This window comes from Mycolicibacterium rutilum (genome assembly GCF_900108565.1).
Taxonomy (GTDB): domain Bacteria; phylum Actinomycetota; class Actinomycetes; order Mycobacteriales; family Mycobacteriaceae; genus Mycobacterium; species Mycobacterium rutilum.
Window position 1 is genome coordinate 5,559,805 of the sequence record NZ_LT629971.1, and the last position, 23,197, is coordinate 5,583,001.

The window sequence follows — 23,197 nt, forward strand, 5'->3', positions numbered from 1 at the left end:
GCGTGGGCCTTCTGCAGCACCGTCTGGTACTGCTCCGTCACGGTGAGACGGAGTGGTCCAAGAGCGGTCAGCACACCAGCCACACCGACCTCGAACTGACCGAGACCGGGCGCGACCGCGCGAAGCTGGCGGCCGAGGCGCTGGCCGAACTCGACCTCGACGACCCGCTGGTGTTCAGCAGCCCCCTGCGCCGCGCCGTCGACACCGCCGAACTGGCCGGGCTGACCATCGCCGACCGGACCCCGCTGCTCACCGAGTGGGACTACGGCCGCTACGAGGGGCTGACCACCCCGCAGATCCGCGAGACCGTGCCCGACTGGCTGATCTGGACGCACGGCGCCGACGGCGGCGAAAGCGTCGCCGACGTCACCGCGCGCGCCGACCGCGCGGTCGAGCTCGCGCTCACCCACATGGAGACCCGCGACGTGGTGTTCGTCGGGCATGCCCACTTCTCCCGATCGGTGATCGCGCGCTGGGTGGAGCTGCCCGTGCCCAACGGCATCCGGTTCGCCATGGCGCCCGCCTCGATCGCGGTGCTGGGTTTCGAGCACGGCGTCCGGCAGATCATCGCCCAGGGCCTGACCGGCCACCAGGATCCGTGTAAGCCACGGTGACCCGCGAACCGAGCTTCGTCATGGCCTCCCGCGGCGCGGTCGTCGCCGAAGGAGTGCACACGGCTTTCCCGAACATCGCCGACGCGCGGGCCGCGCTCGCGTCGCACAGCACCCCGATCATCGTGGGCGCCTTGCCTTTTGACATGACCAAGGCGGCGGCCCTGATCCGGCCGCAGAGCGTGCAGTTCCTCGACGCGCTGCCCGACTGGCCGCTGCGTGCACTGCCGGAAGTGCAAATCGCCGAGACTCTGCCGGCGCCCGACGAGCACCGGGCGCGGATCGCCGCGGCGGTGGCGCGGCTCCGCGATCCGGACAGCGGGTTGCACAAGGTGGTGCTGGCCCGCGCGCTGCGGCTGAGGGCCGACGGCCCGCTGGATGCGCGCACCGTGCTGCACCGGCTGGTCGGCGCCGACCCGGCGGCCAACGGCTACCTCGCCGACCTGACGGCGGCCGGCGGCGGCTACTCGGGCAGTGTGCTGGTCGGCGCGAGCCCCGAGCTGCTGGTGGCGCGGCGCGGGGAGCAGGTCGTCTGCGCGCCGTTCGCGGGTTCGGCTCCCCGCTCCCCCGACCCGGCGGCCGACGAGGCGAGCGGCGCGGCGCTGGCCGCGTCGGCCAAGGACCGCCACGAACACCAACTCGTCGTCGACGCGATCGGCGAGGTGCTGCAACCGCTGTGCGACGACCTCGACGTCGCTGCCGAGCCGGAGCTGCGCAAGACCGACGCGGTGTGGCATCTGGCCACCCGCATCACCGGTCGGTTACGCGACAAGTCAACGACCGCACTGGATTTGGCGATCGCACTGCACCCGACGCCCGCGGTCGGCGGTGTCCCGACGGCCGACGCGGCCGGACTGATCGCCGAACTCGAGGGCGACCGCGGCTTCTACGCGGGTGCGGTCGGCTGGTGCGATCAGCGCGGCGACGGCCGCTGGGTGGTGTCCATCCGCTGCGCCCAACTGTCGGCGGACCGGCGCACCGCCGACGCCTACTCCGGCGGCGGCATCGTCGCCGAATCCGACCCTGACGACGAAGTCGCCGAGACCACAACGAAATTCACCACGATCCTGTCCGCGCTGGGAGCCCGGCCGTGAGCGAGGTGATCCGCCGGGTGCGAGCGGGCGACGAGGTCGAGCTCACCGCGATGATCCACGAACTCGCCCAGTTCGAGCACGCCTCCGAGCAGTGCGTCGTCACCGAAGACCAGTTGCGTCAGGCGCTGTTCGGCGAAGCGCCCACCATCCACGGGCACCTCGTCGAGGTCGACGGCCGGCCGGCCGCGGGCGCGTTGTGGTTCCTCAACTTCTCCACCTGGGACGGCGTTCCCGGGATCTACCTCGAGGACCTCTACGTGCGCCCGCAGTTCCGCAGGCGCGGGTTGGCGCGCAAGATCCTGGCGACGCTGGCGCGCGAATGCGTCGAGCACGGATACAGCCGGCTGAGTTGGGCGGTGCTGGACTGGAACGTCAACGCCATCGCCCTCTACGACGCCGTGGGCGGCAAGCAGCAGAGCGACTGGATCACCTACCGGGTGTCGGGCCCGGACTTGTCGGCGCTGGCGTCAGAACTGCCCTGAGCGCCCAGCCACTCCACGGCGGCGGGGCTGAACAACAGGACCAGGGTGGCCACCGCCACCAGCGCGACGAGGACCGCGTAGAGCCACTGGTGCGAGCCCGGGCCCATGTACCAGGCCACCGGCAGCAGCAGCAGCTGCGCGAAGACGGCGATCCCGCGGCCCCAGCGCCGCCCGGTCCACAACGCCCAGGCCGCGGCCAGCACGCCGGCGCCCATCAGCGCGAACCACAGCGCGGTGCCGTATTTGTTCAGCCCGTCCTCCTCGGCGGCCCCGAACCCGCTGATGACGTACACCAGCGCCGCGATCAGCGCCGCGACACCTTCCAGCGCCACGAGAACGGCGGCCTGCCGCACGGTCGTCGGTGAGGGAACGATCACGACCTGAGCGTAGAGGGTGCGCTCAGGCCGTTCGGTGCGCTGAGGCGCTTCAGTAGGCTCGGACCCCGTGCGCGCCGTGCTGATCGTCAACCCGAATGCGACCTCGACAACCCCGGCCGGGCGCGACCTACTGGCGCATGCGCTGGAGAGCCGGGTCAAGCTGACCGTCACCCACACCGACCATCGCGGGCACGCCATCGAGATCGCCCGCGAGGCCGCCCGCGACGGCATCGACGTGCTGATCGTGCACGGCGGCGACGGCACGGTCAACGAGGTGGTCAACGGCGTGATCGAGGTCAACGGACCCGGCGCCGCGGCACCCGCGGTCGGGGTGGTGCCGGGCGGGTCGGCCAACGTGTTCGCCCGCGCGCTCGGAATCAGCCCGGACCCGATCGAGGCGACGAACCAGCTCGTCGACCTGCTCTCGGAGTACCGACGCCGCAAGATCTGGAGGCGCATCGGGTTGATGGACTGCGGTGAGCGCTGGGGGGTGTTCACGGCCGGCATGGGCGTCGACGGCGACGTGGTGGCCGCCGTCGAGGCGCAGCGCGCGAAGGGCCGCAAGGTCACCGCAGGCCGCTACGTGCGGGTCGCGATCCGCGAGGTGCTGGCCAGCGCCCGCGAGGAACCGGCGCTGACGTTGCACCTGCCCGACCGCGAACCGGTCACCGGCGTGCACTTCGCGTTCGTCTCCAACGCCAGCCCGTGGACGTATGCCAACGCCAGGCCGGTGTGGACGAACCCGTCGACGACGTTCGAGACCGGGCTCGGGGTGTTCGCCACCACCAGCATGAGCGTGTGGGCCAATCTGGGGCTGGTGCGACGGATGCTGTCGAAGAAGTCCCGCATCGTGGCCAAGCATCTGATCCGCGACGACGACCTGCCGTGGCTGCGTGTGACGAGCGACGCACCGGTCGCCTGTCAGATCGACGGAGATTTCCTGGGACCGCGGGACTCGATGACGTTCCGGGCCGTTCCGGACGCGTTGGGAGTGCTGGCGCCTGCGCCGGAAAACATCTCTCACCAGCGGTGACACCGTTACGGCGTAGAGTTGAAGGCGCAGTTGGATCGAGTCTAGTACAGCCGAGTGAGTGGTCCGCCAACCGACCGTGCTAGTGAGATTGCGCACTTGTTAACTCGCGAGTATTGACATCTGTCGAGGCTGTGAAAACATCGATAGCAACAGTGCTGAAACATTTCATGTGCACGCGTTAACAGCCGAAGAAAAGCTCGTGCGCCGTGCTGTGCCAACGATTAAGGAGAGTTAGATCTATGGATTGGCGCCATAAGGCCGTCTGTCGCGACGAGGATCCGGAACTGTTCTTCCCGGTGGGAAACAGCGGCCCGGCGCTCGCGCAGATCGCCGACGCGAAGCTCGTGTGTAACCGCTGCCCGGTGACCACCGAGTGCCTCACCTGGGCATTGGAGTCCGGACAGGACGCAGGCGTGTGGGGCGGCATGAGCGAGGACGAGCGGCGTGCACTCAAGCGCCGGAACGCCCGCACCAAGGCTCGCAGCGGAGTCTGATCGCCGCATCCGCGCAATTATCAATACGGCCCCGACATATGTCGGGGCCGTATCTTTCTGCAAATTCAATGAGCGCCGATTCGCGATTTATTGGTCAAATTGCGAATCGTGATCTGGCTACTGTGCGGCCCGGCGCGGGCGCCCCAGCGGCACCCGCAGCACCACGTCGGTGCCCCCGGTCGGCACCTCGTGCATCCCCAGTGACCCGTCGAGTTCGGCCGACACCAGGGTCCGCACAATCTGCAGGCCGAGCCGGTCGGACTTCTCCAGGCTGAACCCCTCGGGCAGCCCGCGGCCGTCGTCGTGGACCACGACGTCGAGCCAGCGCGCCGAGCGCTCCGACCGGATCGTGACGCAACCCTGCCGGGTGGCCGGGTCGAAGGCGTGCTCGATCGCGTTCTGCACCAGTTCGGTGATCACCATGATCAGCGCGGTCGCGCGGTCGGCGTCGAGCACACCGAGGTCGCCGACGCGGGTGATGCGGATCGGACTGTCAACGGCGGCAACGTCGTTCATCATCGGCAGGATGCGGTCGACGACCTCGTCGAGGTTGACCTCCTCGTCGACCGACATCGACAGCGCGTCGTGGACCAACGCGATCGACGACACCCGGCGCACCGACTCGATCAACGCCTCGCGGCCCTCGGCGTTGTTGGTGCGGCGGGCCTGCAGCCGCAGCAGCGCCGCGACGGTCTGCAGGTTGTTCTTCACGCGGTGGTGGATCTCGCGGATGGTGGCGTCCTTGGACAGCAGCGCGCGGTCGCGGCGCTTGACCTCGGTGACGTCGCGGATCAGCACGGCGGCGCCGACCGCCTCGCCGTGCACCACCAGCGGCAGGGTGCGCAGCAGCACCGCGGCGCCGCCGGCATCGACCTCCATGCGCATGCTCGATCCGCCGGCCAGCGAGTCGCGGATGTGGTTGGCCAGCTCCTGGGCCTCGAACGGATCGCCGATCAGCGGCCGGGTCACGCTGACCAAGTTGTGGCCCTCCAGTTCGGCGGCCAGCCCCATGCGGTGGTACGCCGAGATCGCGTTCGGGCTGGCGAAGGTGACGACCCCCGCGCCGTCGAGCCGGATGAAGCCGTCGCCCACCCGCGGGCTCGACCGGGACATCGCGAGGTCCCCGACGTTGGGGAAGGTGCCCTCGGACAGCATGAGCAGAAGATCGCCCGCGCAGTCGAGGTAGGCGCCTTCGAGCGGGCTGGCCTTGCGCGACGGCAGCGCGGTCTGGTGCGTCAGCACCGCGACCACCTCGTCCTTGTAGCGCACCGGGACGGCCTCGACGTTGAGGCCGGGCGAAACCTGTTGTCCCGTACCGGCTCCCACCACGATCTCGCCGGAGGTGAAGGCGGCGGTCACGACCGGCAGCGCGTCGGCGTCGGCCAGCGTGCTGACGGCGTCGGCCAGCAGCACGGTGGAGGCGGTGTTGGGGCGCACCTGCGCCACGCAGACCAGCGCACCGTCGTCGCGGCGCACCCACATCAGGTAGTCGGCGAAGGACAGGTCGGCGAGCAGTTGCCACTCGCCCACCACCGCGTGCAGGTGGTCGACGGCGTTGCCGGGCAGCATGGTGTGCTCGGCGAGCAGATCACCGAGGGTGGACATCGCGAATTACTTCCGGCAGCGCGGCACGCGGACGATCAGCTGATCACCGCGATGAGATCGCCGGCCTGGATGACGTCGCCGGCGGAGACGCTGACCTTGCTGACGGTGCCCGCCACCTCGGCCAACACTGGGATCTCCATCTTCATCGACTCCAGCAGCACCAGGGTGTCGCCCTCGCCGATCTGATCGCCCTCGCTCACCACGACCTCCAGCACACTGGCCACGATCTCAGCGCGAACGTCCTCGGCCATCTTCACCCCTTCGGAGCTTCCAGTTCACCGGCGCACCGGCTGCCAACAGGGTCCTATCGAACCACAACCCCGCGGCGTCAGTGCTGTCGCCGGGCCATGACACAATGGTGTCATCGCGTCCGCCCGACGGCGGAGCTCATCACACCCCGACTGTATGGAGGACCATCATGGCCAAGCGTGGCCGCAAGAAGCGTGACCGCAAGCACTCCAAGGCCAACCACGGCAAGCGGCCCAACGCCTGATACCAGCTAGCCGCGGCGGATGATCGTGGTGCGGCTGATCTCGATGCGCAGCCGCTCACGCAGGCTGTCCGGCGCCCTCTCGCCTCCGCACTTCTGCGCGATCAAGTTCTTGACCCGCTCCTCGACGCCGTAGTGGCGCAGGCAGGTGGGGCATTCCTCGAGGTGATGGCGCAGCTTGTCACGCGTTTCGGGGGTGCATTCGCCGTCGAGCAGCGTCCACACCTCGGCGATCACCGCGGCACATTCGGGGTGCTCCGGATCGACCGGCCCGATCGGCGGGCTCCAGCGCTCTTCGGCGTCTGAGCGATCGCTCACGACGTAACCTCCTCGGGCGTGTCCATCTGTCCCCGGATGAAGCCCCGGTCGCGGGCCACCCCGGCGAGCAGTTCGCGCAGCTGACGCCTGCCCCGGTGCAACCGGGACATCACCGTGCCTATCGGCGTGTCCATGATCTCGGCGATCTCCTTGTAGGGGAAACCTTCGACGTCGGCGTAGTACACCGCCATCCGGAAGTCCTCGGGCAGCGCCTGCAGCGCCTCTTTGATCTCGCTGTCGGGCAGCGCCTCGAGCGCCTCGACCTCGGCCGAGCGCAGCCCGGTCGACGAGTGCTCGGCGTTGGCGGCGAGCTGCCAGTCGGTGATCTCCTCGGTCGGATACTCCGCCGGCTGCCGCTGCTTCTTGCGGTAGCTGTTGATGTAGGTGTTGGTCAGGATCCGGTACAGCCACGCCTTGAGGTTGGTGCCTTCGCGGAACGAGCGGAAACCCGCGTAGGCCTTGACCATGGTTTCCTGCAGCAGATCCTCGGCGTCGGCCGGGTTGCGCGTCATCCGCAGCGCGCCGCCGTACAGCTGGTCGAGCAGCGGAATCGCGTCGCGCTCGAACCGCGCCGTCAGCTCGGCATCGGTTTCCTGCGGCTGCTCCTGCGCAGACGTCTCCGGCGTCGTGTCACCTGTCGACCCGTCGGAGTCGGTCATTGTGGGCAACACCGTCCCTTCTGTCGCGGCGCCACCGATCATGCCCGGTAGATCCACCAAGCGCACGGGAATGTCCACGGCAAGCGCTGGCACCTGACCCCCTTCAAGCAATCGTAGAGGTAATGACCGACAGGGTTGCCGGCCGCTGCTGACGTCGTCGCCGCATGTGGCTGCAACCACCGTCAATAACACCGCGATCGGCCCCGGTTGTTCCCCGATCACGGATGCGTCCGGTGCGCACTATTCTGGCGCGGTGCCACGCGCAGCCACCCCGGCCATCGCGGCCCTGTTGTCCGCGGGCGTCCCTCATGAGGTCCTGCAGTACCACCACGACCCGCGCGCCGAGTCGTTCGGCGAGGAGGCCGTCGAGGCCCTCGCCCGCGACACCGGCATCGAGCCCGCGCAGGTGTTCAAGACGCTGGTGGTGGCGCTGCCGCGCGGGTTGGGTGTCGCGGTGTTGCCGGTGCCCGCGCGGTTGTCGCTGAAGGCGGCCGCGGCGGCGCTGGGCGTTCCCAAGGTCACCATGACCGAGAAGGCCGCCGCCGAACGGTCCACCGGCTACGTGCTGGGCGGGATCTCGCCGCTGGGCCAGCGCAAGCCGCTGCCGACCGTCGTCGACGAGTCCGCGCTGCAGTGGGACCGGGTGTTGTGCAGCGCGGGGAAACGCGGATGGGATGTGGCGGTGGCGCCGCAGGACCTGGTTCGGCTGACCGGCGCGGCGACGGCGGACATCTGCGCCTGACCTTTTCTCGCCTTTTCGCGCCGAACGTGGTGCCTCTCTATTTGTCAAGACGCCTTCTGGATGGTTGTTGGAGGTCGGCCGGTGATGCGTAGTTCATCGGCGTGCATGACTCGCCAGAGGTGGGCGGCGAGGTGTGAACTACCCCAGGTTTTCTTCCTATGCGGTTGCGAGGGCCGGGGCTGGCTGGCTCGCATGGTGTGAGTCCGCGGTGAGGGCGGTCTCGTACTCGGCTGGGGTGAGGTAGCCGAGGGCTTCGTGCAGGCGTTCCTGGTTGTACCAGGCCACCCATTGAGCGGTTGCCAGTTCGACGTCGTCGACGCCGCGCCAGCGCCGGCCGCGGTAGATCAGTTCTGTTTTGTAGGCGGCGTTGACTGCTTCGGCCAGGGCGTTGTCATAGCTATCTCCGCGAGATCCCACCGATGGCGCGATGTCGAGCTCAAGTAGCCGCTCGGTATAGGTCAGCGATAGGTATTGCGATCCGCGGTCGGAATGATGGGATCAACTCAGAAAGATCTGAGTTCTGTTGCCAAACAGCATGATTGAACGCCTGAAGAGGTAAGTCTTCGGTGCTCATCGTGGGCGACACCGCCCACCCGACGATCCGTTTAGTGCAGGCATCGGTGACGAACGCGGTGTAGCAGAACCCCTGCCAGGTCCGCACGTAGGTGATGTCGGCGACCCAGAGCCGATTGGGTGCGCTGGTGGCGAACTGCCGGTTGACCAGATCGGCCGGTCGGGCCGCGGCGGGGTCGGTGATTGTGGTGAATACCGGTTTGCCGCGCCGCACACCGCGCAGGCCAGCCAAGTGCATTAACCTGCGGGTTTGTTCGCGTCCGATCGACCAGCCACGCCGGATCATGGCGTGCTGCATTTTCTTGACGCCGTAGACCGAGTAGTTCGCCCGGTGCACGGTGGCCAGCTCGGCGATCAGCAGCTCATCGCGCAGAGCGCGGTCGCAGCGGGGGCGGGTCTTGGCGTCGCGGTAACCGCGGGAGGTGAAAAACCCAGGGATAGCTGCCCGCAGAACACGGCAGATGAACTCGACCCCGAACTGATCGCGATGCGCATCGATGTAGGCGATCATTTCGTTCCTGGGCGGTCGAGTTCCGCTGCGAAAAACGCTGACGCAGACTTCAAAATCTCGTTCGCTCTTCGTAATTCGGCGACCTCGCGCTTGAGGCGGCGAATCTCAGCGTGCTCGGAGGTCGTCACGCCAGGGCGTTCGCCGGCATCGATCTGCGACTTACGCCGCCACCGACGCACCGACTCCTCGGCAACCCCGAGTTTGCTCGCAACAGACTTGATCGCCTCGAACTCAGACACTTCCGCAGACTCCATTGTGGTGTCCACCAAACGCAACGCACGCACCCGAAACTCGGGCGAATACTGACGGGGCATAACTTCCAATCCTCCTATAGAGATCGGAAGAAAACCTGGGGTAGTTCAATGCGGATCTGGACCATCGCGATGGTGTGGATCGCGCAGTTGAGTTGTCGGTCTCCGTAGCGGGACAGCCGATGCTGGGAGGAGTCGGCGCTGGCGACTTGCACGGGTGCGGTGCCGGTGTAGTTCGTGTACGCCGCGGCCGAGGCGAACCGGACGGCCGATCCGGTGCGGCCCAGGATGCGGGCCGCGAGGATGGGTCCGACGCCGTCGATCTGTTGCAACCTGGTGCCGTGCTCCTCGAGCAGGGCGCTCTCCTTGGCGGCGTTGGCGGCGAGTTGGTCGTCGAGACGACGCACGTCGGCGATGAGGTCTTTGGCCAGCTCCAGCCGAACCCGGTCGGTGCCAGTGCGGGGACGAAGTCCACGCAGCGCGGCGCTCGTCTAGCAGCGCCAGGGAGTCGGTGGTGGTCTCGGAATGAACGGGGCGGGCATCGCCCTGCAGCGCGGCGACACTGGCCGCGGCGGCGGCATCGATGCGGTCGTTCTTGCGCCGGCCGCCGCGGGAGAGTTCCCGTACGCGCGCGGTCGCGGTGGCCGAAACGTCCAAGACGACCTCACCGCGTGCCAGCAGCCACAACGCCAAGTGGTGTCCGAGCCCGTCGGCGTTCTCAATCGCCCAGGTCCGTTCGGGCCAAACCTTCGCCCAGCCGATCAGGCGCTCGTAGTCGGCAACTGATGCCTCGATGCGCAGCGACCCCAGATCGGAGTTGGTGCTCGGGTCCAAGGCGGTGGCGGTGTGTGTCGACTTGTGCGGATCAACACCGATGACGATCATGGAGTGCGGGTTCCCTTCGCTGATGTGGGTGGGGAATCCGCGGCGGACAATCCGACTTCAAGTACCTCGCAAAGCAGCTTGTGGTCATGCATCTCTCGAGTCACGCCGCGAACGCAGACCGGAGGGGTGACACACCACGTTGGAGTCAACCCAAACCTCGGGTGACAGGGTTACCGCGAGTCATTCCCTCCGGTCTGCTACGGCACGCTAGGGGCTGCAATCCCGCTCACCACGCCGTGACACACATATAAGTCGGGTTACCCGCACGCTTTCGCGCGCGACGGCGTGACACAATCCCACACTCGGGCTCGGGGCACCAATAGAGTGGCGGCCATGTCGCTCAACGGGAAGACCATGTTCATCTCCGGCGCCAGCCGCGGTATCGGCCTGGCGATCGCCAAGAAGGCCGCCGCCGACGGGGCCAACATCGCGCTGATCGCCAAGACCGCCGAACCGCATCCCAAGCTGCCCGGCACGGTGTACACCGCGGCCGAGGAGATCGAGGAGGTCGGCGGGCAGGCGCTGCCGATCGTCGGCGACGTACGCGACGGCGAGTCGGTGGCCGCCGCGGTGGCACAGACGGTCGAGAAGTTCGGCGGCATCGACATCTGCGTCAACAACGCCTCGGCGATCAATCTCGGCTCGGTCGAAGAGGTCCCGCTCAAGCGGTTCGACCTGATGAACGGCATCCAGGTGCGCGGCACCTACACCGTGACGCAGGCGTGCCTGCCGCACATGAAGGGCCGGGAGAACCCGCACGTGCTCACACTGTCGCCGCCGATCCGGCTCGAGTCCGAGTGGCTCAAGCCGACCGCATACATGATGGCGAAGTTCGGGATGACGTTGTGCGCGTTGGGAATCGCCGAGGAGATGCGCGACGCTGGGATCGCGTCCAACACGCTGTGGCCCCGCACGCTGGTGGCCACCGCGGCGGTGCAGAACCTGCTCGGCGGCGACGAGGCGATGGGCCGCGCCCGCACTCCCGACGTCTACGCCGACGCCGCGTACGTGATCCTCAACAAGTCGGCCCGCGAGTTCACCGGCAACTCGCTGCTGTGTGAGGACGTCCTGCTCGAATCGGGCGTGACCGACCTGTCGGTGTACAACTGCGTGCCCGGCGCCGAACTGGGCGTGGATCTGTGGGTGGACTCCCCCAACCCGCCCGGATACACCGGCCCCTAGGCGACGACGCAGGGCCGGCCGAACCGGGCGTGCACCCCGGTGGTGAACAGCGCCCGCGGCCTCGGCCCGGCCGGTGTGACACCGGCGGCGGCGACGAGATCGTCGCGCAGATCCAGGATTTCGGCTTCGCACAGCGGCCAGGTGTCGTGTTCGTTGGGCACCCACCACGTGCGGCCGGCCTTGCGGGTGTGCGCACCCCAGCGGGCGGTCAGCCACACCTCCACCGGGGTCGGGCTGATCGGGGCACCGATGCGCACCGTCACCGTGCTGGACAGTCCACGTCGCGGCCATCGCCGCTCGCTGCGGTAGGTGATGGTGTCCGCGGTCCTGTCGATGCGCATCTTCGCCCACGTGTAGGGGACGCCGAGGGCGAGGCGCACGGTGGGCACGACCGCCAGCCGCGCGGTCTCCAGCGACCGGAACAGCACGCCGTGGCGGCCGTCGGCGTCGATCGAGTACAACCGGACATTGGTCTCGGCGAACGTGCCGAAGTAGGGCAGCGGGACGCGACGCCCGATCCGGGTCGCGCGCATGTGGAACGGCACCAGGCCGACGTAGGTCAGCCCGTCGGCGAAGACGTCCGGACGGGTGCCCGGCGGGTAGAGCGGTGCGACGCTGTCCGGGCGCACCGGCCAGTGCACGAATGTGACGTCGCACCAACGGTGTTCGGAGATGACAGGGCGCGGCACCGCGGTGGCGGTGTCGGGGAACCCGGACGGCTGGTCGTCCACGATCTCATCGTGGCACGTTCAGGCGACGCACAACTCGATACCGAGCAGGCGGGCCGGCCAGAACGCCGCGGTCAGCAGGAACGCCCCGATGTCCGAGCCCGCGGGGATGCGGGTGCGCAGCGCGGTGTCGATCAGCTGCACCTGTTCGGCGTCGAAGAACGCCCACACCAGCCCGATGAGCAGGTACGGGATCGCCAGCCACATCACCGTTTCGATCATCGCCTCGACGCTGACCCGGCGGCTCAGCAGGCGACGCAGCGCCGTCACACCAGCGCCTTGTGTGAGCGGACCCGGCGCCGCACGTCGGCGAGCAGCACGTAGCTGCCGCCCTGACGGATGAACACCGGCATGAAGCGGTTGACGAATGCCACCAGCAGGAACAACGCCTCGAAGAGGAACTGCTCAAAGCGGCTCCAGCGCAAGCCCATTGCGTCGCGGAACACCGGGGCCAGGAAACCGGTGGTGAGGAATTTCAGCAGCGGCCGAAACGGCAGGCCGAGCAGCGGGTTGATCATCTTGAGGTTGATCAGGTCGCGCAGGTAGCCGCGAACCAGATCGTCCATCGCCACGCGGTCACAGGCGGTGCGCCAATACTCGTCCAACTCGGCGCGCGTCGGCGGCCACTGGTCCTCGCTCACCTGCAGCGTGGTGCCCAGCGGCCAGGCGGAGCGGTAGAACTGCTCGGCCTGCTGCGGTGTCATCTCGCCGCGCAGCAGCTGGTAGGTGTCCTCGAGCCCGACGAAAAGGCATGCGGCGACCCACATCTGCAGATCACGGTCGAACGCGTTGTAGCGGACCGGGCTGTCCGGTCCGGACTTGACGTGCCGGTGCGCGGAGTTGACCGCCTCGCGGAACGCGGCGCGGTCCTCGGCGGTGCCCAGCACCGCGACCGCCAGGTACTGGAACGTCGTGCGCGCACGCTTCCACGGATGCTTGAGCAGATTGCCCGAGTCCACCTTGCTCTCGGCCACGCCGTAGCCGACCCCGGGCCGAGACAACTGCATGATCACGTTGGCCGCGCCGGCCGCGAACGCCCAGAAGTCCATCGCGTCGGCGGCCGACACGTCGGCCTCGGGGTCCCACCGCGCGGTGCGCCGCCGAACGGAGATGCGGTAGCGGTCGGTCATGCGACGCACACCGCCGAGAACACCATCGCCGGCCAGAACGCGACCGAGCCGAGCAGTTGGACGAGCCAGGCCACGCCGGTCGCGGAGACCTGGTCGGTGTTGAACGCCGTCCACACCATCCCGACCACCACATACGGCGCGGCCAGCATGAGTGCGGTGCCGATCCACTCGGCGATGGTCATCTCGAAACTCAGGACCCGCTTCACCGCGCTGAGCATGCCGTCCTCTCACTCGCCTGACCGCCACTATGTTAATGCCCATTCAGGGACTGTCAGGCGATTCGAGCAATCGGCAGAGCCTCAGGACAGCATGGAGCGCACGCTGTCGGCGAACGCCGCGGTGGTGAAGCAGACCGGTTCGGCGAACTCCTCGAGCGTGAGCGCACCGGCCCAGTCGGCGTCGGCAGCGGCACGCAGCAACGGTTTGGTCATCGCGACCGCATGCGGCGGCAGGGCGGCGATGCGTGTGCACCACTCGTCGGCAGCCTCGGCCAGCCGATCGTGTGCGACGACCTCCTGCACGAGGCCCAGGCGCTGGGCGGCGCGAGCGTCGAGGTGCTCGCCGCGCAGGTAATACGCCAGCGCCCCCTGATACCCCAGCCGCTGCGTCAGTGCCCAGCTGGTGCCGACCTCCGGCAGCAGCCCCAGCCGGCCGAAGGCGGGCACGATCACCGCGTGCTCGCTGGCGATGACGAGGTCGCACGTCAGCGCCCAGGCCAACCCGACACCCGCGGCCGCCCCGTTGAGCGCGGCGACGAAGATGGTGTCCGATCCGGCGATCAGCCGTGCGATGCCGCCGAATTCGCGGCGGATCCAGCGCCAAATGTCGGCGGCCCCCTCCGCAGCGCCGAGTTGCTCGATCGCGGCGTCCATCATCTGCAGATCGCCACCGGCGCTGAAACCGGGGTCGGCGCCGGTGAGCACGACGCTGCGCACGTCGGGGTCGGCCTCCAGATCGGTCAGTGCCCGCCGCAGTTGGCGCACCAGCGGCGCAGAGAGCACGTTGAGCCGCCGCGGTTCGTCGAGGATGACGACGGCGCGGTCCCCGCGGTGCTCGACACGCACCCGCTGCGGCGCGTCGGGGTCGTCACCGGCCGCCACCATTGCCCGGTACAGCCAATCCTTCTCGGCCATCATGCGTCCTCCTCGGTGTCCTTGGCGCGCAACGCCGCCCATGCGGCGTCGGCGAAAACCTCGATCGTGCCCTGCGGTAGGCGTCGGGCGCCGGAGGCGACGAAGTGCCTGCTGTACTCCTGCGCGGGACCCAGCCAGAGCGCCGCGGTGATCGCGACGCTCATCGGCTGCAGAACCCCGTACCGCTGGTGCGGTCGCCACCAGTCGCCGATCGCGGCGAAGAACTGCTCGTTGGACTCCCGCAGCTCGGTGCTGTCGAGGCGCGGGCCGAGCAGCAGGCCCGCCTCGGCGCGGTGGGCGGCCACCCAGCGCAGGTGATAGGCGACGCCGCCGCGGATGCCACCCTCGGCGGTGTCGTGTTTACGCAACATCGCGACGAACCCGGTCTGATACTCGCCGAGCAGTTGCGCAAACACCGCGGTGGCCAGCGAGACCTTGTCCGGGAAATGGTGATACAGCGCGCCGACACTGACCTCCGCTTCTCGGCGCACCTCGTCCAGCGTGGCCGACAGCGCACCGTCGGCGGCGAACCGGCGCCGCGCGACAGCCAGCAATCGGGCCCGGGCGTCGCTCCTGGCAGGCACGAGGATCACTCTACTGTTACCGAGGAATCCTCTGTCAAGGTCACTGTGCCCGGTAGAGGATGCCGCGGCCGATTGCCTCGCGCACCAGCGGCAGCGCAGCCTGCGCGAGCGCGTCGGCGTCCACCCCGTGCACCGACGCCAGCAGATCGAGCAGCGTGCCCAGCGGCACCTCGCCGCGGCAACCCGCCAGCAGCGCGCGGCTCACCTCGTCGACGCCGAGCACGGCGCCGGGCCCGCCGGGCCGACGGACGGCCGCCCCGACCGACTGCCAGCCATCAGGTCCGGGGAGTGAGTGCTCCTCGAGGAACACCGGTGCGGTCGACAACCGGGCCGCGAGCAGTTGCCCGTCGGTGGTGTCGTTCAGGTAGTCGCGGCGCGCGAAGAATGCCTCGATCTCGTCTCCGGTCGGGGCCTCGTCGGCGCCGGTGATCTCCTCGAGGATGTGCTCAGGGGTCCGCGTCTCCCCCGGCCGCGGGGCGCGCAGCGCGATGACGCCCATGCCGACGCCGGCGATGCCCTCGGCGGCGAACCAGTCGAGCCACTGCCCGCCGCGGTGCGCGGCCTGCTCGGGGGTGTCTCGCCGGCATCCGACGTCCACAGCGACACATAGCTGACCGGATCGGCGAGTTCCCGCTGCACCACCCATGCGTGCAGGCCGGTGTCGGCGAGCCAGCCGCGCACCCGGTCCCGCCAGTCGGCGTCGCGGCGCACGATCCAGTTGGCCATGATCTGCGCGGTGCCACCCGGCTGAAGATGGCCGCCGACCTGCTGAATCAGGTTGTGGCACAGCGTATCTCCGACCAGACCGGAGTCGCGATAGATGTAGTCCCGCGCGCCGGCGCCGACCACGAACGGCGGATTGGACACGATGAGGTCGAACCGCTCACCTGCCACCGGCTCGAACAGGCTGCCTGCGCGCAGGTCCCAGGACATGCCGTTGAGCCGCGCGGTGGCCCCCGCCAGGGCAAGCGCGCGCTCGTTGGTGTCGGTGGCGACGATCTGCTCGCAGTGCGCGTCGAGGTGCAGCGCCTGGATGCCGCATCCGGTGCCCAGGTCCAGCGCGCGTTCGACGGGCTGCCGAATCACCGCGCGCGCCAACGACACCGACGCGCCGCCGATGCCGAGGACGTGGTCGCTGCGGACCGGGCCTGCTCGCAGCGCGGCGTCCAGATCCGAGACGACGAAAAAGTCGTGCCGGCCGTCGCTGTGCGGACGGATGTCGAGCGCGGCGCGGACCGTTCCGGATGAGACCGACTCGATGACGCCGTTGGCGCGCAGGGCGTCGACGCCGGCGGTCGGCAGCGCCTCGGAGACGAGGTCGGCGGGTTCGTCGGACCCGAGCAGCAACAGCCGCACCACCGCCGCCAGTCGGCGCCCGTCGCCGCTCAGGGCCCGCTCGGTCGCGCGCGCCGCCGGCCACCACACGCCCTTGGCGAATGCCGCGTAGGCGTCCTCGCCGAGCAGGTCGGCCACCCCGTCGGTGGTGTATCCCGCCGCGCGCAGGTCGGCGGCCAGTGCGTCGACCACGGCCGCATCGACCGGGACCGTCAAAGCAGCGTGCCTTGTTGCGGCTCCGGTTCGGCAGGCTCGATCAGCTCCGGCCCGTTGTTGCGCACGCTGTTGACCAGCCGCGAGACCTCGCGGATCTGCACCCGGTCCAGGTCGCCGTGGCCGCGCAGCAGCCCCTCGTCGATCGGCGCGTCGGGGTCCAGCCAGCGGTCCCAGTCGCGCTGGCTGATGGTCAACGGCATCCGGTCGTGGATCTCCGACAGCGGCCCGGCGGCGTCGGTGGTGATGATCGTGCAGCTGAGCAGCGGCGCTGCGTCCTTGGGACTGTCCTTGGGCCGCCACGTCGACCACAGCCCCGCCATGAACAGCGGCTCACCGTCGCCGGCGTACATGAAGAAGGGCGTCTTGGAGCCCTTCTCGCCCCGCCATTCGTACCAGCCGTCCATCGGCACCAGGCAGCGCTTGTTCTTGGCCGACGTGCGGAACACCGGCGAGGTGGTGAGCTTGTCGGAGCGGGCGTTGATCAGCAGCGGTCCCTTCGTCTCCGGGGTGCCGTCGCCGGTGGCCTTGGCCCACGGCGGCACCAGGCCCCAGCGCATCGACCGCACGCGGCGGGTGGCCTCGTCGTCGGGCTCGCTGTGCCGCTTGACCACGGCGCTGATGGTCGTGGTGGGCGCGACGTTGTAGTTGGGGCCGGTCTCCGTGCCGCCGGTGGTCTCGTCGATCGCCTTGATCTTCTCGGCCAGCAGCGCCGGGTCGGTGGTGACCGCGAAACGTCCACACATGAATCCCATGGTGGCACGCATCGCCGACAGGGGAAGATGGGAGCCGTGAACATCGACGAACCCGCACCGCGGGAGGCCTGGCCTGCACCGACGAGTTCGAGTCCGGTGCACGCGACGGTCACCGTCCCGGGTTCGAAGTCGCAGACCAACCGGGCGCTGGTGCTGGCGGCCCTGGCCACCGCGCAGGGCCCGTCGACGATCGGCGGGGCGCTGCGCAGCCGCGACACCGATCTGATGATCGGCGCGCTGCAGACACTCGGGGTGACCGTGGAGGGCGCCGCCGACGAACTGACCATCGGCGGTGCGATCGACCCGCGCGACGGCGCCCGCATCGACTGCGGGCTGGCGGGCACCGTGCTGCGGTTCGTCCCGCCGGTCGCGGCGCTGGGCACCGCCACGATCACGTTCGACGGCGACGAGCAGGCCCGGGCTCGCCCGATCGCCCCCCTGCTCGACGCCCTGCGTGGGCTCGGCGTGGACATCGACGGCGACGGGTTGCCGTTCGCCGTGCGCGGCGGCGGGGCGGTCGCCGGGGGCACCGTGCGGATCGACGCGTCGGCGTCCTCGCAGTTCGTGTCGGGGCTGCTGTTGTCCGGCGCGGGTTTCCGTGACGGGCTGACCGTCGAGCACACCGGCGATGCGGTGCCGTCGGCGCCGCACGTGGCGATGACGGTGGCGATGCTGCGCGACGCGGGCGTCGACGTCGACGACACGCAGGACAACCGGTGGCGGGTGGCGCCGGGGTCGATCGCCGCCCGGCACTGGGTCATCGAGCCGGACCTGTCGAACGCGGTGCCGTTTCTGGCCGCGGCGGTGGTCAGCGGCGGCACCGTGCGTCTGACCGGGTGGCCGCGGGTCAGCACCCAACCCGCCGACACCATCGTCGCGATCCTCAAGAAGCTGGGTTCGACTGTGCGCCACGGCGATAGCTATCTCGAGGTGTGCGGCGCCCAGGTGTACGACGGCATCGATGTCGACCTGCACGACGTCGGCGAGCTGGCGCCCGCAGTGGCGGCACTGGCCGCGCTGGCCTCCCCCGGTGCGGTGTCACATCTGACGGGCATCGCGCATCTGCGCGGTCACGAGACCGACCGGCTGGCCGCGCTGTCGGCGGAGATCAACGCCCTGGGCGGGCAGTGCGAGGAGACCGCCGACGGGCTGGTCATCACCGCCCGGCCGCTGCACGGCGGGCTGTGGCACTCCTACGCCGACCACCGGATGGCCACCGCGGGCGCCATTGTGGGACTGCGGGTTTCGGACGTCGCGGTGCAGGACATCGAGACGACCGGCAAGACGATCCCCGACTTCCCGCACCTGTGGGCCGACATGCTCGCGGGCCAGACGACGGAGGTCGGCCCGGCTTGAGCCCGCGCGAGTACGACGAGTCCGACGTCCGGGTGCGACCGGGTCGGGGCTCGCGGCCGCGGACCAAGAATCGGCCCGACCACGCCGACGCGCAGGAGGCGATGGTCGTCACCGTCGACCGGGGCCGGTGGGGCTGCGCGCTCGGCGGTGACCCCGACCGGCGCGTCACCGCGATGCGCGCGCGGGAGTTGGGCCGCACGCCGATCGTCGTGGGCGACGAAGTCGGGATCGTCGGCGACCTGTCCGGGCGTCCGGACACGTTGGCCCGCATCGTGCGCCGCGGTGACCGGCGAACGGTGTTGCGCCGCACCGCCGATGACACCGATCCCAGCGAGCGCGTCGTCGTCGCCAACGCCGATCAGCTGTTGATCGTCGTCGCGCTGGCCGACCCGCCGCCGCGCACCGGGCTGGTGGAACGGGCGCTGATCGCGGCCTATGCCGGCGGCCTGGACCCCATCCTGTGCCTGACCAAGACCGACCTGGCCGCGCCGGAACCGTTCGCGGCGCAGTTCGCCGACCTCGACCTGACCGTCACCACCGCGGGCCGCGACGATCCGCTCGACGCGGTCGCCCCGCTGCTGGCCGACCGGGTGACGGTGCTGCTCGGCCACTCCGGCGTCGGAAAGTCGACGCTGGTGAATCGGCTTGTGCCGGAGGCGGATCGGGCGACCGGCGCGGTCACCGACATCGGCAGGGGGCGGCACACGTCGACGCAGTCGGTGGCCCTGCCGCTGGCGTCGGGCGGATGGGTGATCGACACGCCGGGCATCCGGTCGTTCGGCTTGGCCCACATCGAACCCGACGACGTGCTGCTGGCGTTCTCGGACCTGGCCGAGGCGATCAAGGACTGCCCCCGCGGTTGTGGGCACATGGGCGCGCCCGCCGACCCCGAGTGCGCGCTGGACACCTTGACCGGACCGGCCGTCGACCGCGTCGCCGCCGCCCGGCGACTATTGGCCGCACTGCACGAGTCAACCGCCTGGTAGCCCGGTGAACTTCCTGCGCCGTACCCGAGACGGCTACGACGCGACCGCCGCCGCCTATGCCGAACGGTTCCACGACCACCTCCGCGACAAGCCGCTCGACCTCGCGATGCTGTCGGGGTTCGCTGGGCTGATCCGTCCCGGCGGACTCGTCGCCGATGTCGGCTGCGGCACCGGGGCGACCTCGCGCATCCTCGCCGACTGCGGGGTCGACGTCGTCGGGATCGACCTGTCTCCCAACATGATCGATCAGGCGCGGCGGCTCAACCCCGGCCTGCGTTTCGAGGTCGGATCGATGCTGAACCTCGACTTCCCCGACGACCATCTCGACGGTCTCTGCGCATGGTACTCGGTGATCCACATCCCGGATGAGCAACTGCCGCAGGTGTTCTCGGAATTTCGCCGCGTCCTTCGGCCCGGCGGCCGCGCCTTGTTGGCCTTCCAGGTGGGCGACGAGCCGCGGGTGCTGGCCGAGGCGTTCGGCGAGCCGGTCGACCTGACCTTCCACCGGCGCCGGCCCGAGGCGGTCGAGCGGCTGTTGGCCGACGCGGGGCTGCACCCCTACGCGCGGATGGTGCGGTCCGCCGACGACGACGGCCTCGAATCCACGCCGCAGGCCTACCTCGTCGCCTCGACGACGTCCGCGAACTGCTGATCTTCCGCGTCGTCCTCGGCGACCACGTGGCCGCGGGTCAGCGCGAACAACGCCACCGCCGCGGCCGCCGCCGCGCCGAACATCACGACGCCCATCGGCACCGCGCTGCTGCTGCCGGCCAGCCCCACCAGCGGCGGCGTCACCGCGCCCGTGCCGTACTGCAGGAAGCCGAGCACCGCCGAGCCGGACCCGGCGGCATGACGGACCTCGGTGACCGCCAGGCTGGTCGCGTTGGCGTAGACGAAGCCGACCGCGGCCATGAAGCCGGCCATCAGCGCGACGGTCGCCCAGGGCGTCACCCCGCCGACGGTCACGTCGACCAGCATCAGCGTCGCGTCCACCACCATGGCCGCCACGCCGAACACCAGTACGCGCCGCGGGCCGAAGCGCCCGACCACGCGCGCCGAGATCGCGCTGCTGACCCCGACGGCGATCGCGCACCCGCCGAAGGTGAATGCGTAGGCCTGCGGTGAGAGCCCGATGATGTTCTGGAGGACGAACGGCGACGCCGAGATGTAGGCGAACATCCCCGCCGCGGCGAACGCCATGGTCAGCGTGTAGCCGAGGTAGTACCGGTTGCCCAGGACGCTGCGGGCACTGCTCGCCAGGTTGCCCAGTCCACCCGGTCGGCGCAGCTCCGGCGGCAGTGACTCGTCGACCAGGAACACCACGCCCGCCACCATCAGCAGGTTGATCGCCGCCAGCGCGACAAACACGGCACGCCAACCGAATCCGGTGACGATCGTGCCGCCCAGCACCGGGGCGATGATGGGTGCCAGCACCCCGATCAGCATCATCACCGCGAACAGCCGCGCCGCCTCCGCGCCGCGGGACCGGTCGGCGATGATCGCACGGGAGATCACCACCCCGGCCGCACCGGTGAGGCCCTGCACGAACCGCAGCGCGATGAGGACGCCGATCGACGGCGCGACGATGCACAGCGCGGTGGCGATCAGGCACGCGACGCTGCCGATGATCAGCGGACGCCGGCGCCCGAACTGGTCCGAAAGTGTCCCGATCACCAGCTGACCCGAGGCCAGGCCGACGAGGAAGGCGGTCAGGGTGAGTTGCACCGACGACGCCGCCGTGCCGAATTCCGTTGCCATGCGCGGGAACGCCGACAGGTACATGTCGATGGACAACGGGGTGACGGCGTTGAGCAACGCGAGCACGATGATCAGCAGCGCCGAGATTTTCGGCCGCGTTCGGAGTGTCATGGGATCCTTGCAGATAGCTATACAGACATATCTATCGTGCAATAGATATGTCCTCATATGTAAGCTGATGTGATGGATGACACCTCGGTCCGCGAACTCGCGGGTGTGCTGCACGAGCTGGCGTGGCGCATCGCCCGGCTAGGACCGGCCAAGGCGGGTGTCGAACCGCTGCCCTCGTCGGAGTTGGCGGTGCTGCGGGCGATCATGGATCGGCCCGGCAGCAGCGTGTCCGAGGTCGCAGCACAGATCGCGATGCAGTCGAGCAATGTCAGCGCGGCGGTGCGCTCACTCGCCGAACGTGGGCTGGTCGACAAACGCCAGCACCAGCACGACCGCCGAATCTCAGTGCTACAACCCAGCTCTCGGGCCCTCGCCGAGCGCGAGGCCATCGACGACGCGGTGCTCGGCACCGTCACCGCCGCGTTGACACCGCTGGCGCCCGACAGCGTCGCCGCACTGTTGAACGCGATCCCCGCGATGCGGGAACTGACCCGCGAGGTCGTGGCGTCCGGGCGGGCTGCTCAGGTCACCCACCCGGAGCCTCGAAACGTCAGGCAGCCAGGCGCTTCTCGCGCCTCCGCGCCCGCGCGGCCGCGATCGCCGACTTGAGCCCGCGGCGCTGGCCCGGCTCCAGTTCGGCGAACATCCGCTCGCTGCGGGTTTCGGGTGCGTCGTCGGCGGTGTCGCGAAGGAACTTGTCCGGCAACGACAGCTTGGCGATCGTGCGCCAGGTCTTGCCGTACTGCACCAGGAACGAACCCGTCGTATAGGGCAGGTCGTACTTGTCGCACACCTGCCGCACGCGGGTCGAGATCTCATGCAACCGGTTGCTGGGCAGGTCCGGATACAGGTGATGCTCGATCTGGTGGCACAGGTTGCCGCTCATGAAGCGCAGCACGGGGCCGTTCTCGAAATTGGCGCTGCCCAGCATCTGGCGCAGGTACCACTGCCCCTTGGACTCGCCGACCATGTCGGTCTTGGTGAACTTCTCGGCGCCGTCAGGGAAGTGACCGCAGAAGATCACCGCGTTGGACCAGACGTTGCGGATCACGTTCGCCACGGCGTTGGCCGTCAGCGTCGACCGGTACGTCGCACCCGGCGACAGCGAGGTCAACGCGGGGTAGGCGACGTAGTCCTTCACCACCTGCGCGCCCGCCTTGGCGGCGAACTCGCGGGCCCGCATCTTGCTGTCGTCGCGGTTGTCCCGGCCCTTGAAGATCTTGCCGAGCTCGACGTGCTGCAGGCCGACGCCCCACTCGAAACCGAGCGCGAGAATCGCGTTGTACAGCACGTTTCCGAGGTTGAACGGCTTCCACTTCGCATCGCGGGTGACGCGCAGCAAGCCGTAGCCCACATCGTCGTCCATGCCCAGGATGTTGGTGTACTTGTGATGCATGAAGTTGTGGGTGAAGCGCCAGTGCTTGGACGACCCGCTCATGTCCCACTCCCACGTCGAGGAGTGAATCTCGGGATCGTTCATCCAGTCCCACTGGCCGTGCATGACGTTGTGGCCGATCTCCATGTTCTCGATGATCTTGGCCACGCCCAAGGTGACGGTGCCCGCCCACCAGGCCGAACGGCGCGAACTCGCGGCCAGCATCAGGCGGCCCGCGACCTCCAACGCACGCTGGCCGGCGATCGTGCGGCGGATGTACCGCGCATCGCGCTCACCGCGGGAGTCCTCGATGTCCTGTCGGATCGCGTCCAACTCCACGGCCAGACTCTCGATGTCCGCGTCGGTCAGATGTGCGAACTCCGGAACGTCAGTAATTGCCACAGTCGAGCCTCCTCTCGCGTCCTA

Annotated in this window: 26 protein-coding genes, 3 pseudogenes and 1 other annotated feature; of the genes and pseudogenes, 12 read left to right on the forward strand and 17 right to left on the reverse strand. The window is 69.2% G+C overall.

All coding sequences use genetic code 11. The features are described 5' to 3' along the window. The first annotated feature begins 2 nt into the window (after nucleotides 1-2). From BLW81_RS27050 to BLW81_RS27060, 3 genes are read left to right on the forward strand one after another with little or no spacing between them, the layout of a single operon-like run. Nucleotides 3-614, forward strand: coding sequence for an acid phosphatase (locus tag BLW81_RS27050; RefSeq protein ID WP_083409870.1), 612 nt, complete (start codon nucleotides 3-5; stop codon nucleotides 612-614). Continuing rightward, nucleotides 611-1,705 carry an isochorismate synthase gene (locus BLW81_RS27055; RefSeq protein ID WP_083409871.1) on the forward strand — a complete coding sequence of 365 codons (1,095 nt, stop codon included), beginning with the start codon at nucleotides 611-613 and terminating at the stop codon, nucleotides 1,703-1,705. The genes BLW81_RS27050 and BLW81_RS27055 overlap by 4 nt, the downstream gene beginning before the upstream one ends. Next, nucleotides 1,702-2,187, forward strand: coding sequence for a GNAT family N-acetyltransferase (locus BLW81_RS27060; protein WP_083409872.1), 486 nt, complete (start codon nucleotides 1,702-1,704; stop codon nucleotides 2,185-2,187). Before BLW81_RS27055 ends, BLW81_RS27060 begins: the two co-directional genes overlap by 4 nt. Here BLW81_RS27060 and BLW81_RS27065 read toward each other — a convergent pair. Next, the gene (locus BLW81_RS27065) at nucleotides 2,136-2,564 is read right to left on the reverse strand and encodes a hypothetical protein (protein ID WP_083409873.1); all 429 of its coding nucleotides are present in this window, start codon (nucleotides 2,562-2,564) and stop codon (nucleotides 2,136-2,138) included. The two genes, BLW81_RS27060 and BLW81_RS27065, sit on opposite strands and share 52 nt — an antisense overlap. 67 nt (nucleotides 2,565-2,631) lie before the next feature. Here BLW81_RS27065 and BLW81_RS27070 point away from each other — a divergent pair, with 67 nt between their 5' ends. Together BLW81_RS27070 and whiB1 are read left to right on the forward strand one after the other, a co-directional pair. Then, the gene (locus BLW81_RS27070; RefSeq protein ID WP_083409874.1) at nucleotides 2,632-3,597 is read left to right on the forward strand and encodes a diacylglycerol/lipid kinase family protein; all 966 of its coding nucleotides are present in this window, start codon (nucleotides 2,632-2,634) and stop codon (nucleotides 3,595-3,597) included. A gap of 239 nt (nucleotides 3,598-3,836) precedes the next feature. Further along, nucleotides 3,837-4,091 carry a transcriptional regulator WhiB1 gene (whiB1, locus tag BLW81_RS27075; protein WP_014208822.1) on the forward strand — a complete coding sequence of 85 codons (255 nt, stop codon included), beginning with the start codon at nucleotides 3,837-3,839 and terminating at the stop codon, nucleotides 4,089-4,091. 117 nt (nucleotides 4,092-4,208) lie between these two features. On the opposite strand, the gene BLW81_RS27080 is transcribed toward whiB1, so the two are convergent. Beyond that, nucleotides 4,209-5,696 (reverse strand): two-component system sensor histidine kinase PdtaS, encoded by a 1,488-nt coding sequence (locus BLW81_RS27080; protein ID WP_083409875.1) that lies wholly within the window; start codon nucleotides 5,694-5,696, stop codon nucleotides 4,209-4,211. Between the two features lie 35 nt (nucleotides 5,697-5,731). After that, a complete protein-coding gene (locus tag BLW81_RS27085) occupies nucleotides 5,732-5,947 on the reverse strand; it encodes a biotin/lipoyl-binding carrier protein (RefSeq protein WP_083410850.1) in 216 nt (71 codons plus the stop codon). Between the two features lie 167 nt (nucleotides 5,948-6,114). On the opposite strand from BLW81_RS27085, the gene BLW81_RS30320 reads away from it, so the two are divergent. After that, nucleotides 6,115-6,189, forward strand: a complete 75-nt coding sequence (locus tag BLW81_RS30320; protein ID WP_011728008.1) for a 50S ribosomal protein bL37 — start codon at nucleotides 6,115-6,117, stop codon at nucleotides 6,187-6,189. 6 nt (nucleotides 6,190-6,195) lie between these two features. On the opposite strand, the gene rsrA is transcribed toward BLW81_RS30320, so the two are convergent. Then, nucleotides 6,196-6,504, reverse strand: coding sequence for a mycothiol system anti-sigma-R factor (gene rsrA, locus BLW81_RS27090; protein WP_083409876.1), 309 nt, complete (start codon nucleotides 6,502-6,504; stop codon nucleotides 6,196-6,198). Next, nucleotides 6,501-7,163, reverse strand: a complete 663-nt coding sequence (locus tag BLW81_RS27095) for a sigma-70 family RNA polymerase sigma factor (RefSeq protein ID WP_407662363.1) — start codon at nucleotides 7,161-7,163, stop codon at nucleotides 6,501-6,503. The genes rsrA and BLW81_RS27095 overlap by 4 nt, the downstream gene beginning before the upstream one ends. Nucleotides 7,164-7,416: 253 nt before the next feature. On the opposite strand from BLW81_RS27095, the gene BLW81_RS27100 reads away from it, so the two are divergent. Further along, complete coding sequence (locus BLW81_RS27100; protein ID WP_083410851.1) at nucleotides 7,417-7,905, forward strand: aminoacyl-tRNA deacylase; 489 nt, start codon at nucleotides 7,417-7,419, stop codon at nucleotides 7,903-7,905. A gap of 156 nt (nucleotides 7,906-8,061) precedes the next feature. Here BLW81_RS27100 and BLW81_RS27105 read toward each other — a convergent pair. Together BLW81_RS27105 and BLW81_RS30330 are read right to left on the reverse strand one after the other, a co-directional pair. After that, nucleotides 8,062-9,303, reverse strand: a pseudogene (locus BLW81_RS27105) (IS3 family transposase). Further along, nucleotides 8,911-9,028, reverse strand: a sequence feature (AL1L pseudoknot). It overlaps the preceding pseudogene by 118 nt. Nucleotides 9,304-9,350: 47 nt before the next feature. Then, nucleotides 9,351-10,125 (reverse strand): annotated as a pseudogene (locus BLW81_RS30330) (transposase); the annotation flags it as partial. 333 nt (nucleotides 10,126-10,458) lie between these two features. Here BLW81_RS30330 and BLW81_RS27115 point away from each other — a divergent pair. After that, the gene (locus BLW81_RS27115; RefSeq protein ID WP_083409878.1) at nucleotides 10,459-11,307 is read left to right on the forward strand and encodes an SDR family oxidoreductase; all 849 of its coding nucleotides are present in this window, start codon (nucleotides 10,459-10,461) and stop codon (nucleotides 11,305-11,307) included. Here the strand turns inward: BLW81_RS27115 and BLW81_RS27120 are convergent. The 8 genes and pseudogenes from BLW81_RS27120 to BLW81_RS27155 form a co-directional block, all read right to left on the reverse strand. Further along, nucleotides 11,304-12,038 (reverse strand): YqjF family protein, encoded by a 735-nt coding sequence (locus tag BLW81_RS27120; protein WP_083409879.1) that lies wholly within the window; start codon nucleotides 12,036-12,038, stop codon nucleotides 11,304-11,306. The two genes, BLW81_RS27115 and BLW81_RS27120, sit on opposite strands and share 4 nt — an antisense overlap. A gap of 18 nt (nucleotides 12,039-12,056) precedes the next feature. After that, entirely contained in the window at nucleotides 12,057-12,257 is a 201-nt protein-coding gene (locus BLW81_RS27125; protein ID WP_083410852.1) for a hypothetical protein, read from the reverse strand. A gap of 44 nt (nucleotides 12,258-12,301) precedes the next feature. Continuing rightward, entirely contained in the window at nucleotides 12,302-13,165 is an 864-nt protein-coding gene (locus BLW81_RS27130; RefSeq protein ID WP_083409880.1) for an oxygenase MpaB family protein, read from the reverse strand. Further along, a complete protein-coding gene (locus tag BLW81_RS27135; protein ID WP_083410853.1) occupies nucleotides 13,162-13,371 on the reverse strand; it encodes a hypothetical protein in 210 nt (69 codons plus the stop codon). Before BLW81_RS27135 ends, BLW81_RS27130 begins: the two co-directional genes overlap by 4 nt. A gap of 93 nt (nucleotides 13,372-13,464) precedes the next feature. After that, complete coding sequence (locus BLW81_RS27140; RefSeq protein ID WP_083409881.1) at nucleotides 13,465-14,298, reverse strand: enoyl-CoA hydratase/isomerase family protein; 834 nt, start codon at nucleotides 14,296-14,298, stop codon at nucleotides 13,465-13,467. Then, nucleotides 14,298-14,882: a TetR/AcrR family transcriptional regulator gene (locus BLW81_RS27145; RefSeq protein WP_083410854.1), complete on the reverse strand. Its 585-nt coding sequence runs from the start codon at nucleotides 14,880-14,882 to the stop codon at nucleotides 14,298-14,300. Before BLW81_RS27145 ends, BLW81_RS27140 begins: the two co-directional genes overlap by 1 nt. Before the next feature lie 40 nt (nucleotides 14,883-14,922). Then, nucleotides 14,923-16,433, reverse strand: a pseudogene (locus BLW81_RS27150) (DUF7782 domain-containing protein). Continuing rightward, nucleotides 16,430-17,176 (reverse strand): SOS response-associated peptidase, encoded by a 747-nt coding sequence (locus BLW81_RS27155; protein ID WP_083410855.1) that lies wholly within the window; start codon nucleotides 17,174-17,176, stop codon nucleotides 16,430-16,432. Before BLW81_RS27155 ends, BLW81_RS27150 begins: the two are co-directional and overlap by 4 nt. A gap of 51 nt (nucleotides 17,177-17,227) precedes the next feature. Between BLW81_RS27155 and aroA the strand changes: the two genes are divergently transcribed. From aroA to BLW81_RS27170, 3 genes are read left to right on the forward strand one after another with little or no spacing between them, the layout of a single operon-like run. Next, on the forward strand, nucleotides 17,228-18,541 hold the full coding sequence (gene aroA / locus BLW81_RS27160; protein WP_235632360.1) for a 3-phosphoshikimate 1-carboxyvinyltransferase: 1,314 nt from the start codon (nucleotides 17,228-17,230) through the stop codon (nucleotides 18,539-18,541). Continuing rightward, nucleotides 18,538-19,527, forward strand: a complete 990-nt coding sequence (rsgA, locus tag BLW81_RS27165; protein WP_083409883.1) for a ribosome small subunit-dependent GTPase A — start codon at nucleotides 18,538-18,540, stop codon at nucleotides 19,525-19,527. The genes aroA and rsgA overlap by 4 nt, the downstream gene beginning before the upstream one ends. Nucleotides 19,528-19,531: 4 nt before the next feature. Continuing rightward, entirely contained in the window at nucleotides 19,532-20,179 is a 648-nt protein-coding gene (locus tag BLW81_RS27170; RefSeq protein WP_083409884.1) for a class I SAM-dependent methyltransferase, read from the forward strand. Here BLW81_RS27170 and BLW81_RS27175 read toward each other — a convergent pair. After that, nucleotides 20,143-21,396: a multidrug effflux MFS transporter gene (locus BLW81_RS27175; RefSeq protein ID WP_083409885.1), complete on the reverse strand. Its 1,254-nt coding sequence runs from the start codon at nucleotides 21,394-21,396 to the stop codon at nucleotides 20,143-20,145. The genes BLW81_RS27170 and BLW81_RS27175 overlap by 37 nt on opposite strands. A gap of 72 nt (nucleotides 21,397-21,468) precedes the next feature. Here BLW81_RS27175 and BLW81_RS27180 point away from each other — a divergent pair, with 72 nt between their 5' ends. Continuing rightward, the gene (locus BLW81_RS27180) at nucleotides 21,469-22,005 is read left to right on the forward strand and encodes a MarR family winged helix-turn-helix transcriptional regulator (RefSeq protein ID WP_083409886.1); all 537 of its coding nucleotides are present in this window, start codon (nucleotides 21,469-21,471) and stop codon (nucleotides 22,003-22,005) included. On the opposite strand, the gene BLW81_RS27185 is transcribed toward BLW81_RS27180, so the two are convergent. After that, nucleotides 21,947-23,173, reverse strand: a complete 1,227-nt coding sequence (locus BLW81_RS27185) for a fatty acid desaturase family protein (RefSeq protein ID WP_083409887.1) — start codon at nucleotides 23,171-23,173, stop codon at nucleotides 21,947-21,949. The two genes, BLW81_RS27180 and BLW81_RS27185, sit on opposite strands and share 59 nt — an antisense overlap. Between the last annotated feature and the right edge of the window lie 24 nt (nucleotides 23,174-23,197).